The sequence below is a fragment of the Achromobacter xylosoxidans A8 genome, from assembly GCF_000165835.1.
GTDB lineage: Bacteria > Pseudomonadota > Gammaproteobacteria > Burkholderiales > Burkholderiaceae_B > Achromobacter > Achromobacter xylosoxidans_B.
The window spans coordinates 4,458,113-4,471,368 of the sequence record NC_014640.1 but is presented as its reverse complement, the minus strand read 5'-3'; the positions used below and the strand labels follow the sequence as shown (position 1 = coordinate 4,471,368).

General features: G+C 67.5%; 15 protein-coding genes. 8 read left to right on the top strand and 7 right to left on the bottom strand.

The window, feature by feature from the left end:
• Positions 1 to 62: 62 nt before the first annotated feature.
• Together AXYL_RS20685 and AXYL_RS20680 are read left to right on the top strand one after the other, a co-directional pair.
• Complete coding sequence (locus tag AXYL_RS20685; RefSeq protein ID WP_013394807.1) at positions 63 to 1,040, top strand: Bug family tripartite tricarboxylate transporter substrate binding protein; 978 nt, start codon at positions 63 to 65, stop codon at positions 1,038 to 1,040.
• Between the two features lie 10 nt (positions 1,041 to 1,050).
• The gene (locus AXYL_RS20680) at positions 1,051 to 1,800 is read left to right on the top strand and encodes an alpha/beta fold hydrolase (protein WP_013394806.1); all 750 of its coding nucleotides are present in this window, start codon (positions 1,051 to 1,053) and stop codon (positions 1,798 to 1,800) included.
• A gap of 34 nt (positions 1,801 to 1,834) precedes the next feature.
• Here the strand turns inward: AXYL_RS20680 and hpaI are convergent, their stop codons facing one another.
• From hpaI to AXYL_RS20660, 4 genes are read right to left on the bottom strand one after another with little or no spacing between them, the layout of a single operon-like run.
• A complete protein-coding gene (gene hpaI / locus AXYL_RS20675; protein WP_013394805.1) occupies positions 1,835 to 2,635 on the bottom strand; it encodes a 4-hydroxy-2-oxoheptanedioate aldolase in 801 nt (266 codons plus the stop codon).
• A gap of 14 nt (positions 2,636 to 2,649) precedes the next feature.
• Positions 2,650 to 3,453, bottom strand: coding sequence for a 2-oxo-hept-4-ene-1,7-dioate hydratase (gene hpaH / locus AXYL_RS20670; RefSeq protein ID WP_013394804.1), 804 nt, complete (start codon positions 3,451 to 3,453; stop codon positions 2,650 to 2,652).
• 33 nt (positions 3,454 to 3,486) lie between these two features.
• Positions 3,487 to 4,236, bottom strand: a complete 750-nt coding sequence (locus AXYL_RS20665; protein WP_013394803.1) for a fumarylacetoacetate hydrolase family protein — start codon at positions 4,234 to 4,236, stop codon at positions 3,487 to 3,489.
• 15 nt (positions 4,237 to 4,251) lie between these two features.
• Entirely contained in the window at positions 4,252 to 5,292 is a 1,041-nt protein-coding gene (locus AXYL_RS20660) for a fumarylacetoacetate hydrolase family protein (RefSeq protein WP_013394802.1), read from the bottom strand.
• 201 nt (positions 5,293 to 5,493) lie between these two features.
• On the opposite strand from AXYL_RS20660, the gene hpaE reads away from it, so the two are divergent.
• Positions 5,494 to 6,960: a 5-carboxymethyl-2-hydroxymuconate semialdehyde dehydrogenase gene (gene hpaE / locus AXYL_RS20655; protein ID WP_013394801.1), complete on the top strand. Its 1,467-nt coding sequence runs from the start codon at positions 5,494 to 5,496 to the stop codon at positions 6,958 to 6,960.
• Positions 6,961 to 6,998: 38 nt separating this feature from the next.
• Positions 6,999 to 7,850 carry a 3,4-dihydroxyphenylacetate 2,3-dioxygenase gene (hpaD, locus tag AXYL_RS20650; RefSeq protein ID WP_013394800.1) on the top strand — a complete coding sequence of 284 codons (852 nt, stop codon included), beginning with the start codon at positions 6,999 to 7,001 and terminating at the stop codon, positions 7,848 to 7,850.
• Here hpaD and hpaR read toward each other — a convergent pair whose 3' ends face one another.
• Positions 7,851 to 8,315 (bottom strand): homoprotocatechuate degradation operon regulator HpaR, encoded by a 465-nt coding sequence (gene hpaR / locus AXYL_RS20645; RefSeq protein ID WP_013394799.1) that lies wholly within the window; start codon positions 8,313 to 8,315, stop codon positions 7,851 to 7,853.
• Positions 8,316 to 8,411: 96 nt separating this feature from the next.
• Positions 8,412 to 9,026 (bottom strand): hypothetical protein, encoded by a 615-nt coding sequence (locus AXYL_RS20640; protein WP_013394798.1) that lies wholly within the window; start codon positions 9,024 to 9,026, stop codon positions 8,412 to 8,414.
• A gap of 142 nt (positions 9,027 to 9,168) precedes the next feature.
• On the opposite strand from AXYL_RS20640, the gene AXYL_RS34915 reads away from it, so the two are divergent.
• The 4 genes from AXYL_RS34915 (at position 9,169) to AXYL_RS20625 (ending at position 12,077) form a co-directional block, all read left to right on the top strand.
• Positions 9,169 to 9,351, top strand: a complete 183-nt coding sequence (locus AXYL_RS34915) for a hypothetical protein (RefSeq protein WP_148260621.1) — start codon at positions 9,169 to 9,171, stop codon at positions 9,349 to 9,351.
• Positions 9,352 to 9,440: 89 nt separating this feature from the next.
• Positions 9,441 to 10,802 carry a DNA repair protein RadA gene (gene radA, locus AXYL_RS20635; protein WP_013394797.1) on the top strand — a complete coding sequence of 454 codons (1,362 nt, stop codon included), beginning with the start codon at positions 9,441 to 9,443 and terminating at the stop codon, positions 10,800 to 10,802.
• A gap of 93 nt (positions 10,803 to 10,895) precedes the next feature.
• On the top strand, positions 10,896 to 11,675 hold the full coding sequence (locus AXYL_RS20630) for a sulfite exporter TauE/SafE family protein (RefSeq protein ID WP_013394796.1): 780 nt from the start codon (positions 10,896 to 10,898) through the stop codon (positions 11,673 to 11,675).
• Between the two features lie 162 nt (positions 11,676 to 11,837).
• Entirely contained in the window at positions 11,838 to 12,077 is a 240-nt protein-coding gene (locus AXYL_RS20625; RefSeq protein WP_013394795.1) for a hypothetical protein, read from the top strand.
• Between the two features lie 147 nt (positions 12,078 to 12,224).
• Here AXYL_RS20625 and AXYL_RS20620 read toward each other — a convergent pair whose 3' ends face one another.
• On the bottom strand, positions 12,225 to 13,181 hold the full coding sequence (locus AXYL_RS20620) for a 2-hydroxyacid dehydrogenase (protein WP_013394794.1): 957 nt from the start codon (positions 13,179 to 13,181) through the stop codon (positions 12,225 to 12,227).
• Positions 13,182 to 13,256: the final 75 nt, after the last annotated feature.

Sequence of the window (13,256 nt, the reverse complement as noted above, 5' to 3'; positions counted from 1 at the left end):
GGAAACCGGCCGGCCGCGAGGCCGGCGCGCGCGGGCGCCGCCCGCCGGCCAGGGAGAACACCATGACGTACCGGACTTGCGCCGTATCCGTTTTGCTTGCCTTGGGCGCGGCGGCCTTGCCGCTGGCCGCCCGGGCGCAGTATCCCGATCACCCCATCCGCATCGTCCTGCCGTATGCGCCGGGCGCGGCGGGCGACGTCGCCATGCGGCAGATCCAGCCCTTGCTGGAAAAACGCCTGGGCCAGCCCCTGATCGTTGACTACAAGACCGGCGCCGGCGGCAATATCGGCGCGCTGGAAGTGGCGCGCGCCAAGCCCGACGGCTACACGCTGGTGCTGGGCGCGACCAACAATTTCGTCATCAACCAGTTCCTGTACCGCAAGCTGGGCTTTGATCCCTTGGCGGATCTGGAGCCGGTGGGCAAGCTGGCCGACGTGCCGGCTTTCGTCTATGTCAGCGCGCAGGTGCCGGCGCAGGACTACGCCCAGTTCGCGCAGTATGCGCGGGCCCACGCCGGCAAGCTGAACTATGGCTCGCCGGGCATGGGCACCACGCCGCATCTGTCCGGCTACCGCCTGTCCCATGCCATGGGCGCGGGCATGACGCACATCGCCTACCGCGGCTCTTCGCCGGGGGTGCAGGCCCTGCTGGCGAACGAGATCCAGATGTACATCGGCGGCTACAGCATCGCGGCCGCCTATATGCCGCAGGGCAAGGTGCGGGCCCTGGCGGTGGCGGCGCCCGAGCGCTTTGCCGGATTGCCCGACGTGCCTACCGCGGCCCAGGCCGGCATGCCGGACGTGGTGCAGGGCAACTGGTGGGGCTTCGCCGCGCCCAAGGGCACGCCGCCCGAGCGCGTGGCGCGCTTTGCGGACGTCCTGCACGAGGTGCTGGCCTTGCCGGAGGTGCGCCAGGCCTTCCTGGCCGGCGGCTTCGTGCCCGGGCAGGACACGCCGGCATCCTTTGCCGCGGCCTGGCGCAGCGAAGCGCCGCAGTGGCAGGCGGTGGTGCGCGAATCCGGGGTGGTGCTGGACAACTGAGGCGCGCGCCATGGAATACAACCGCCGCGGCTCGGGCCGCCCGCTGTTTCTGCTGCACGGCTTCTGTTCTTCGTCCGCGATCTGGGACGGGCTGGCTGGCGCGCTGGCCGACAGGCATGACGTGATCGCCATCGATTGGCCGGGCTTCGGGCGTGGCGCGAACGCGCCGCCCTTGCAGGGCCTGCCGGCTTACGCGGACGCGCTCGTCGCCCTGGCGGACCGGTTGGGCATAGCCAGCTTCGACGTGTTGGGGCATTCGTTCAGCGGTTTCGTTGCGCAGCGATTGCTGTGCGCGGCTCCTGGGCGCGTGGGCCGGGCGGTGCTGTATGGCGCGGGCCTGCGGGTCGATCGCGGTGCGCGTTTCGAACCCATGGACCAGACCTTGGCGCGCCTGCGCGCGGACGGTCCACGCGCCACGGCGCGGCGCGTGCTGAAGACCTGGTTCGCGGCGGGAGAGCAGGCGCCCGCTTATGCGGCCTGCCTGGAAGATGGCGTGTCGATGAGCGCGGCGGGCGCGGCCTCGATGATCGCCGCCGTCGACGGCGTGGACCACACGCAGGCGCTGGCCGCGGTGCGCGCGCCGGTGCTGGTCATATCGGGCGAACATGAACGCAGCCATCCGCTGGCTTCGGCGCTGGCGCTGCGCGCGGCGCTGACCCATGGCAGCCTGTGCGTGTTGCCGGATTGCGGGCATGCCGCGCACCTGGAGCGGCCGTTGCTGTTCAACGCCGCCGTGCGCGGCTTCCTGGCGGGGCAGTGATGCGGGCCGGGGGCTGCGGCCCCCGGCGTCCGGATCAGTAGGGACCTTGGTCCGCAGCGGGCGCGGCGGTGTTCTTGAACTGGCCCGCCAGCTGTTCAGCCGCGCGCGCCAGCAGGGTGGCGTCCACGCCTACCGCGACGAAAGTGGCGCCCAGCGAAAGATAGTGCTTGGCGCGGTCCACGCCGCTGTGCAGGATGCCGGCTGCCTTGCCGCTGCGCACGATGCGCACGATGGTGTCGTCGATAGTCTTGACCACCTCCGGATGCTCGGGCTGGCCCAGGTAGCCCATGCTGGCCGCCAGGTCCGCGGGGCCGATGAAGGCGCCGTCCACCCCGTCCACCGCCAGGATGTCCTCCAGCGCGTCCAGGCTGCGCAGGGTTTCGATCTGCACCAGCACGCACATCTCGTCGTTGGCGCGGCGCAGGTAGTCGGGAATGCGGTTCCAGCGCGACGAACGGGCCAGCGCGCTGCCCACGCCGCGCACGCCCTGCGGCGGATAGCGCACCGCGGCCACGGCGGCGGCGGCTTCTTCGGCGGATTGCACCATCGGCACCAGCAGCGTCTGCGCACCCGTGTCCAGGATCTGCTTGATCTGGACCGCGTCGTTCCAGGCCGGGCGCACCACTGGCGCGACCGGGTAGGCGGCCATGGATTGCAGCTGCTGCAGCGTGGTCTGCAAGGTGTTGGGGGCGTGCTCGCCATCGATCAGCAGCCAGTCGAAACCGGCGCCGGCGATGATCTCGGTGGAGTAGGCGTTGGCCAGGCCCGCCCACAGGCCGATCTGGGGCTTGCCGCTGCGCAGAGTCTGCTTGAAGGTATTGGTCAGTATGTCCATGGATGGAGCCGCGGTCAGATGAAGTGGCAGTTGACGGAACCCAGCACGCCGTAATCGACGTTGAAGGTATCGCCAGGGCGAGCCAGCACTGGACGGGTGAAGGAACCCGACAGGATGATCTCTCCGGCTTCCAGCGCCACGTCGTGGGCGGCCAGCTTGTTCGCCAGCCATACTACGCCATTGGCGGGATGGTTCAAGACGCCCGCGGCCACGCCGGTTTCCTCGATGACGGCGTTGCGCGACAGGATGGCGCCGATCCAGCGCAGGTCCAGGTCGCCGATTTTCACCGGCCGTCCGCCCATCACCACGCCGGCGTTGGCGGCGTTGTCGGCGATGGTGTCGAACACTTTGCGCGGACGCTTGCTGTCGGGGTCGATGCTGTGCGAGCGCGCGTCGATGATTTCCAGAGCCGGGACCACGTAGTCGACCGCGTCGTAGACCTGGAACAGCGTGACGTTGGGGCCTTGCAGGCGCTTGCCCAGCACGAAGGCCAGTTCGACCTCCAGCCGCGGCAGGATGAAGCGGCCGGCGGGGATGTCCGCGCCGTCATTGAAGAACATGTCGTCCAGCAGCATGCCGAAGTCGGGTTCGTCGATCTGCGAGGCCTGCTGCATGGCGCGCGAGGTCAGCCCGATCTTGTGGCCGCGCTTGATCCGGCCTTCGGCCAGCTTGATGTCCATCCAGGCGCGCTGGATGGCGTAGGCGTCGGCGATCGTGATGTCGGGGTACTCGAGCGAAATCTGGTGGATCTGCTGGCGGGTGCGTTCGGCTTCGTGCAGGCGCGCGGCGATGGCGCGCACGGTATCTTTGTCTAGCATCGGGGTTCCAGGTGTAGTGGAGTTGTAGTGGAATCAGTCGGGGTAGGGGACGAGCGTGTTGACCAGCCGCCCCACGCCTTCGATTTCGGTCACGACTTCGTCGCCGGGCTGCACGTTGACGATGCCGTCGGGCGTGCCCGTCAGGATCAGGTCGCCGGGTGAGAGCGTCATGAAGCTGCTGAAGTACTCGATCAGCGCGGGCACGTCGAACACCATGTCGCGGGTGTTGCCGCGCTGCGTCTCGACGCCGTTGACGGTGGTGCGCAGGTTCAGGTTCATGGGGTCGGGCACGTCGTCGCGGTCCACCAGCCAGGGGCCGAGCGGCGTGCAGGTGTCGCGGCTTTTGACGCGCAGGTTGGGGCGGTACCAATTTTCGAGGTAGTCGCGCAGCGCGTAGTCGTTGGCCACGATGTAGCCGGCCACGCAGTCATAAGCCTGGGCACGGCTGACCTTGCTGGCGGTCTTGCCTATCACCACCGCCAGCTCGCACTCATAGTGCATGAAGGCGACGTCGGCGGGGCGCAAGGTCCGGGCGCGGTGGCCGACGAAGGTGTTGGCGGCCTTGAGGAACCCCAGCGGTTCATCGGGCGCCTTGAAGGCCAGTTCCTTGGCGTGGTCGGCATAGTTGATGGCCAGCGTGAAAGTGGTGCGCGGTTCGAAGGGCGGCAGCCAGTCGACTGCGTCTTCGGCATACACGCGTCCGTCGGCCAGGCGGACCTGGCCGGGGCCGGCTTCGGTGGCGGCGTGGATCACGCCATCCAGGGAGATGCGGGCATGTTTCATGACGGGCTCCTGTGCTTATCGGGCGGCGGCCAGCGAATTGCCCAGTTCGCCGACCCGCGCGATGCGGATGTCGTAGCGCTGTCCGGCGCGGGCTTGCGGCGCGCCGTGAGGGGCGCCTGCCAGCAGGATGTCGCCGGCTTCCAAGGTCATGAACTGGGTGACGTCGGCGATCAGCCGCGCCAGGGGACGGATCAGGTCGGCGGTGCTGGCGCGTTGCGCCACCTGGCCGTCGATGCGCACTTCGATGTCCAGCGAGCCAGGGTCGCCGACGGCGGCCGCGGGGGCGAGATCCTGGCCGATGGGGCAGAAGCCGTCGCGGCATTTCTGCTTGAGCGCCGGGCGGAAGTAACTGGCATGCGGCACCGACAGGTCGGCCACCACGCGGTAGCCCGCCACGTAATCCAGCGCCTCGGCTTCGCTGACGCGGGTGGCGCGGCGGGCGAACACCACGCCCAGGCAGGCGCCCACTTCGACTGCGTCCACGTCGGCGGGCAGGGTGATGACGTCGCCATTGCGGGCGTAGGTGTTGGCGGGCTTGATATAGAGCACCGGCGCCTTGGGAGCGGCCTTATAGGGAGCGGAATCCACGGCATCGCCCAGCGCGGCCAGCGCCTGGCGCGTGTTCAGCGCCGCGCCCACCACGGTCCTCGGCCAAGGCGCTGCGGCGGCCATGGCGCGCGCGGCCAGGTGTTCGCGGTAGTTGTTGAGCTTGTAGTTCAGCACCGGGTCGGCTTCCTCGATCTGCATCGAGATACCCAGCGGGCGCGCCGCCATCTGCGGCGCCAGCGCGGCGCTCAGCGCCTGGAACACCCGTTCGCCGAGCGCGGCCTTCTGTTCGGCATTGCGGCCGTGGCCGATGCGCAGCACCACGTGGACGAAGGCATTGTCGGGATGGCCGTCGACGATCAGGCAGTCGTCCACCCGCAGCGCACGGGTGCGCGCGCCGGCCAGCGGGAACAGGCTGCCGTCGCCCACGGCGGCGTCCTGCACGGTCCGCATCAGGGCCTGCGTATCCAGGGCCAGATTGCCCGAGTATTCGATCCAGATATGGGGCATGGCCTTGCTCCACTGAATGTAATTATCATGTTAACTATATTAATGAAAAACCGCGGTAACAACAATCCGCCAGAAGGTTTCGGCGCTTGGCATCGCCTGGGGCTTTCCCGGCGTTGACAGCATCGTCCGGCAAGCATAACGTTAACGTGTTAATAAAATTTGCGCCGGCCGATCCGGCGCAATCGGGACGAGGAGCCGCGCGTGAGCATCAAGCACTGGATCAATGGCAAGCAGGTCGACAGCAGCGACCGTTTCATCACCAGCAACCCGGCTACGGGCGAGGCGATCGCCGAGGTGGCCGCCGGCGGGCAGGCCGAAATCGACGCGGCTGTCGCGGCCGCGGCCGAGGCCTTTCCCAAGTGGGCCAACACGCCCGCCAAGGAACGCGCCCGCCTGATGCGCAAGTTAGGCGAACTGATAGACCAGAACGTGCCGCAGTTGGCGGAACTGGAAACCCGCGACACCGGTCTGCCGATTTCGCAGACCCGCAAGCAACTGATCCCGCGCGCCTCGGAAAACTTCAATTTCTTCGCCGAGGTCTGCACACGTATGAACGGCCACACCTACCCGGTGGACGATCAGATGCTGAATTACACGCTGTATCAGCCGGTGGGCGTGTGCGCGTTGGTGTCGCCCTGGAACGTGCCGTTCATGACGGCCACGTGGAAGACCGCGCCGTGCCTGGCGCTGGGCAATACCGCCGTGCTGAAGATGTCCGAACTCTCGCCGCTGACGGCGGACCAGCTGGGCATGCTGGCGTTGGAGGCCGGTATTCCGGCCGGCGTGCTGAACGTGGTGCAGGGCTACGGCGCCACCGCCGGCGACGCGCTGGTGCGCCATCCCGGCGTGCGCGCGATCTCGTTCACGGGCGGCACCGTGACCGGCAAGAAGATCCTGGCCAGCGCCGGCGGCGTCAAGAAGTACTCGATGGAGCTGGGCGGCAAATCGCCGGTGCTGATCTTCGACGATGCCGACGTGGAACGGGCGCTGGACGCGGCGCTCTTCACCATCTTCTCGCTCAATGGCGAACGCTGCACCGCGGGCTCGCGCATCTTCATCCAGCAGACCATTTACGACGAGTTCGTGCTCAGGTTCGCCGAACGCGCGCGGCGCCTGGCGGTAGGCGACCCGACCGATGACGATACCCATGTGGGCGCGATGATCACGCGCCAGCACTGGGAAAAGGTCACGGGCTACATCCGTCTGGCCGAGCAGGAGGGGGCACGCATACTCGCGGGTGGCGTGGACCGGCCCGCCGGCTTGCCGGCTCATCTGTCGGGCGGCAATTTCGTCAGCCCCACGGTGCTGGCCGACGTCGACAACCGCATGCGCTGCGCGCAGGAAGAGATCTTCGGCCCGGTCGCCTGCCTGCTGCCGTTCAAGGACGAGGCCGAGGGCCTGGCGCTGGCCAACGACGTGAAGTATGGCCTTGCGTCCTACATCTGGACCAGCGACATCGGCCGCGCGCACCGCCTGGCCCGTGGCATCGAAGCCGGCATGGTATTCATCAACAGCCAGAACGTGCGCGACCTGCGCCAGCCCTTCGGCGGCACCAAGGAATCCGGCACGGGACGCGAAGGCGGCGAATACAGTTACGAGGTCTTTGCCGAAATCAAGAACGTGTGCGTGTCCATGGGCAGCCACCACATCCCCAGATGGGGCGTCTGAGCCCGGTCCGGACTGACAAGAACGAGGAGACTAGCATCATGGGCAAGCTCGCGCTGGCGGCCAAGGTAACGCATGTGCCGTCCATGTATCTTTCGGAATTGCCTGGCAAGCACCAGGGCTGCAGGGAGGCCGCGATCCAGGGACACCGCATCATCGGCCAGCGTTGCCGCGACCTGGAAGTGGACAGCATCGTGGTGCTGGACGTGCACTGGCTGGTCAACGGCGGCTATCACGTGAACTGCAACAGCGGCTTCAAGGGCCGCTACACCAGCAACGAGCTGCCGCATTTCATCAAAGACATGGACTACGCCTACCGCGGCAATCCTCAGCTGGGCCGCCGCATCGCCGAATGCGCCAACGCCGCGGGCGTAGGCACGCGCTCGCACGAAATCGACAGCCTGGAACTGGAGTACGGCACCCTGGTGCCCATGCGCTACATGAACGGCGACGGACACTTCAACGTGGTATCGGTCGCCGCCTGGTGCGCCTGGCACTCGCTGGACGATAGCCGGCGCTTCGGCGCCGCGCTGCGCCAGGCCATCGAGGCCAGCGACAGCCGCGTGGCGGTGCTGGCCAGCGGTTCACTATCGCATCGCTTCAACGACAACGGCAGCCCCGAGGCCGCCATGCACCAGATCAGCCGCGAGTTCTTCCGGCAGGTGGACTTGCGCGTGGTGGAATTGTGGCGCCAGGGGGACTGGAAAACCTTCTGCGCCATGCTGCCCGAATACGCCGACCTGTGCGTGGGCGAGGGCGGCATGCACGATACCGCGATGCTGCTGGGCCTCTTGGGCTGGGACGGCTACGACCAGCCGGTGGAGATCGTGACGGACTACTTCGCTAGTTCCGGCACCGGGCAGATCAACGCGATCTTCCCCGTGCCGGCCTGATCATTCTTCCTCGGAGGCGCGCGGGTCGGCGGGCTCGCGCTTGATCAGTTCAACCATGGTGTCGACGTCGCGGTACAGGCGGTCCAGCAATTCCTTGCCTATCCTGGCCTCGATCTCTTGGTATTTCGCATCCACTTGCGGCCGCATGCGGTCGATGAGCTTGTTGCTCTTGGGCGTCAGCGAAATTTCCTGGCGGCGCTGGTCGGCGCTGGAACGCGCGCGCTTGATCAGGCCCTGTTCCTGCATGCCCGCCAGCATGCGGGTGAGGCTGGGGCTGAGGATCTGGCAGGTGCGGGCGATCTGGTTGGGTTCCATGGAGCCCACCTCGCTCAGCGTGCGCAGGACCCGCCATTGCTGTTCGGTGACGCCTGCGGCGTGCAGGATGGGGCGGAAATGCGCCATCAAGGTTTCGCGCGCGTAGAGCAGCAGATGGGGCAGATTGCGGTGGTGGAAGCTCGGACTCATGGCGGCTATGTTAGCAAGAAGCCGAGCTGCGCCGGTTGATATCGGACATGCGCACCCATCGGCCGCGCAAAGCGCGGCGCCGATGGGCAGCGGCGGTCAGGACGGGATCTGCTGAGCCAGTTCCTGCAGGTCGTCGGGCAGCTCCAGATCGGGGGCAGCCTGCTGCAATTCGCGCAGCGCCTGTATGGCCTCTTGCGGCTGTTCCTCGCGCACCAGCGCCCGGATATGGGTCACGCGGGCTTCGATGTCCTGGTCGCTGAGGGCAGGCGTTTCCGGCGCGGCAGGCTCGGCGGCCGGCTGTTCCGCGGCGGCGGCTTCCTGGGCCGGGGCGGCTTGCGGCGCGGCTTCCTGCGGTGGCGCGGCCACGCGCTCGGTGACGGGCGCGGTCTGTTCGGCGGGCGCTTCCGCCGGCGTGGAAAGCAGGGCGGGCGAGCGTTCGGAGCTTGTCCCTATTTCGTGCGGAGCGATGACCGGCGTGTTTTGCTCGGTAAAGTCCTGGGCTTCGCGCATTTCGGTCCAGGCGAACAGGCCGAAGACCATGGCGGCGCAGGCGGCTGCGCCCCAGGCCGGGTGCCAGCTATGGCCGGGATGCCAGCTGCGGCGCACCGCGGCGTCCAGTTCGGGACTGGCCGCGGGGCCATGCCTACGGTACAAGGCGCGCAGCTCCCGTTCATCGTCTTCGTCGAAAGGGGGGCGGTAGGTAATGCTCATGCGCGTACTCCTCGCGCATACGCCTGGTGGCAAGGCGCATCCGCGTCTGACCTCTACGCACGCCGCGCCGGTGGTCCGGCGGTCTCGTCGTGGCTCGGGTCCTGTTCCGGTTTAGGCGGCTTCCTGGAAAGCCGCAGGGTGATTGCGCCGCGATTCCCGCATCCGCGCCCTGGGGCGTACGGTTGCAGGTATGCCGCCCTGGGCCGGACGGTTCGTCAATGCGCTGCACTTGATGATTATGCGCGATCTGGAGAAATCCGCCAGAGAATTTCTTGAGTTTGCATCATGTAACTTCAGCTTGTCCCTGTTTTTGAAAGCAGAATGACAGATAGGCGCACCGTCATGGTGCGCGCCGGGACGAATGCGCGCGCCTGACGCGCGCCGCAGCCCTGGCTTGCCGGTACACTTTCGCGCATGGCCAAATCCCGAACCGTATACGTGTGCTCCGATTGCGGCGGCACCACCCCGAAGTGGCAGGGCAAATGCCCGCATTGCAACGCCTGGAACACGCTGGAAGAAACCGTGGAGTCGTCGGCCCCCGCCGCCGCCTCGCACCGTTATGCGCCGCTGGCGGCCGCCAGCCCGGTGCGCAGCCTGTCTGAAATCGAAGCCCGCGAAACGCCGCGCCAGCCCACCGGACTGGAAGAGTTCGATCGCGTGCTGGGCGGCGGCCTGGTGGCCGGCGCCGTGGTGCTGATCGGCGGCGATCCGGGCATAGGCAAGTCGACCCTGCTGTTACAGGCGCTGGCCGCGCTGTCGGAAGTCACCAATGTGCTGTACGTCACGGGCGAGGAATCCGCCGAGCAGGTGGCGCTGCGCGCGCGCCGCCTGGGCCTGCAGACCGGCAACGTCAACCTGCTGGCCGAGATCCGGCTGGAGTCGATCCAGGCGGCGGTCTCCGAGCAGAAGCCCACTGTCGCCGTGATCGACTCGATCCAGACGCTGTACAGCAGTGAGCTGAGCGCGGCGCCGGGTTCGGTCTCGCAGGTGCGCGAATGCGCTGCGCAGCTCACGCGCCTGGCCAAGCAGACGGGCATCGCCATCGTCATGATCGGCCACGTCACCAAGGACGGCGCGCTGGCCGGGCCGCGGGTGCTGGAGCACATCGTCGACACCGTGCTGTATTTCGAGGGCGACACGCATTCCTCGTTCCGTCTGGTGCGGGCCTTCAAGAACCGCTTCGGCGCGGTCAATGAACTGGGCGTCTTCGCCATGACGGACCGCGGGTTGCGCGGCGTGGCCAATCCGTCCGCGCTGTTCCTGTCGCAGCACGAGCAGCAGGTCGCGGGATCCTGCGTCATGGCCACGCAGGAAGGCACGCGCCCGCTGCTGGTGGAAATCCAGGCGCTGGTGGACAGCTCGCACGCGCCCAACCCGCGCCGGCTCACGGTCGGCCTGGAGGGCAACCGCCTGGCGATGCTGTTGGCGGTGCTGCACCGGCACGCCGGCGTGTCCACCTTCGACCAGGACGTCTTCGTCAACGCGGTGGGCGGCGTGCGCATCACCGAGCCTGCGGCCGACCTGCCGGTGCTGCTGGCCATCATGTCCTCGCTGCGCGACAAGCCGCTGCCGCGCGGCCTGATCGCCTTCGGCGAAGTGGGGCTGGCGGGCGAGATCCGGCCCGCGCCGCGCGGACAGGAGCGGCTGCGCGAAGCCGCCAAGCTGGGCTTTTCGATCGCCCTGATCCCCAAGGCCAATGCGCCGCGCCAGCCCATCGAAGGGCTGGAGATCTGGGCGGTGGACCGGCTGGACGCCGCGCTGGACAAGTTGCGCTGACGCTGGCGCCGGCGGATGCCGGCCGCCTGCGCAGATTGGTATCGGTAATTTGATAGCCCGGCCTGCCACAGGCCGGGCCTGCTGGAGCAAGACGTGAGTCTGTTAGTTATCGCCGCGTGCCTGGCCGCCGGCGGCTTGATCGGTTTCATGGGCGGCGTGCTGGGCATCGGCGGCGGCCTGATCGCGATTCCCGCGCTGGTGCTGTTGATGGGCATGTCGCAGCAGCTGGCGCAGGGCACGGCGCTGATCATGGTCCTGCCCACCATCATGATGGCGGTGCGCAAGTACAACCAGCAGACCCGCATCGACAAGCGCGTGGCGCTGGCGGGCGCCGCCGGCGCCGTGGTGTTCACCTGGGTCGGCGCGCAGCTGGCGCTGGGCATAGACTCCGGCATCCTGCGCCGCAGCTTCGCCGTGTTCCTGTTCTTCATCGCGCTGTTCTATGTCTGGCAGACCTGGCGCGCCTCGCGTCCCGCCGCCGCGCGCAAGCCTGCGGCCAAGGGCGCGGCGCCGGTCTTCACGCCGCGCCGCGCCAGCGTACTGGGCATGCTGTGCGGCACGCTGGGCGGCTTCTTTGGCGTGGGCGGCGCGGTGCTGGCCGTGCCTATCATCACCACCGTGTTCCGGCTGCCGCAGACTACCGCGCAGGCGCTTGCGCTGAGCATGGTGATACCGGGTTCCTTCATCGCCTTGATCACCTACACCTGGGCAGGGCAGGCCGACTGGCTGGTGGGCGTACCCTTGGCCCTGGGCAGCTTGTTGTTCGTGCCCATCGGCGTGAAGCTTGCGTACCGGCTGCCTGAACGCAAGCTGAGAGCCTGCTTCGCGCTGATGCTGTTCGCTACCGTGGCGCTGCTGGCCTTCGAGAGCTGAACCGTCCGCGCCATATTTCGAAGCGTTAGCGACCGCAATTTTCTGGTTCCGCGCTGAACCTTCTGGATGGGTCCCGTTCAAACGGGAACGGGTAAAGCGGCGATGTTGCCGCCCCGTGTCGAAAAAAGGATCCCGGTCCTTTTACATTCAGGAGTTCATGAAATGACGACTCACTCCCGTATTGCTGCGTTCCTATCCACCTCGGCCTTGTGCCTCGGTCTTGCCGCCGCGCCTACAGCGTTTGCGGCGGGCGCCGATGCCACGTCCAAGACGGGTGAAACCAAGACCCAGGCGCAGCACAAGCATCACAAGTCCGACAAGACCTCCGCCAAACCGGCGGCGGGCAAGTCGGGAGGGGCCGCGAAGACGGAGCATTCCGGCGTCGCGACGCCGGCGAAGTAATCGCGACGGGCCTTGCGGCCTGATAGTTCCTTTGCGTAAACGACTTCCGATTCCCGCGGGGGCCGGAAAGTCGAAAGCCTCTCGGTATGGGCGCCGAGAGGCTTTTTCATGGGCGCGCCGCGGCCGGGGCCGCGGCGGATGGCGGGCTTACTCCGCCGGCGTGATCACGCGGCCGGTTTCGAAGAACGCTTGCAGATTTTCCAGCATCAGGTTCTCCATGGCCATGCGGGTTTCCAGCGTGGCGCTGCCGATATGCGGCAGCAGCACCGCCTTGTCGGTCTTGAGCAGCGCCTCGGGCACCTTGGGCTCGTGCTCGAACACGTCGAGCGCGGCGCAGCCCAGCTTGCCCGCTTCCAGGGCCGCGACCAGCGCGGTTTCGTCGATGACGGGGCCGCGCGCGATGTTGACGATGATGCCCGTGGGGCCCAGCGCTTCCAGCACTTCGCGGTTCACCAGATGGCGCGTGCTGGGACCGCCGACGGTGGCCACGATGAGGAAGTCGGCCCACTTGGCCAGATCGGTGAGCGAGGCCTCGTAGCCGTACTCGACGTCATCGCGCTTGCGGCGGTTGTGGTAGCGCACGTCCATGTCGAAGCCCATGCCGCGGCGGGCGATGGCCTCGCCGATGCGGCCCAGGCCGACAATGCCCAGCTTTTTGCCGCTGACCCGCAGGCCCAGCGGAATGCCGCCATGCACCTGGCCCCACTGGCCCGCGCGCACGAAGCGTTCGCCCTGGCCCATGTGGCGCGCGCCCGCGATCAAGAGGCCCCAGGCCAGATCGGCGACGCAGTCGGTCAGCACGTCGGGGGTGTTGCTGACCTGCACGCCGCGTTGCTTGGCGGCCTGGACGTCGATGGTCTCGTAGCCCACGCCCCAGCTGCAGATGGCCTTGAGGTCGGGCAGGGCGTTGATGAGTTCGGCGTTGGCGCCAAAGGTGGCGGACGTGACGACGGCGGTGATGCCCTTGCCATGCTCGGCCAGCGCCGCCTTGCGGTCCGGGTACTTCCATAGTTCGACGACGTCGTAGCGGTCCGCGAGCGTCTTGTTGGCGTAGGGGGAACCGGCCAGCGAGCCGACCTGGATGATGCGATGCTTGGTGGTCATGTTGTCGTACAGGTGGGTGGCAAAACGTTGATGCTACTTGATCCGGCCTTGAACCAGGCTGACAGGATGCCCGCC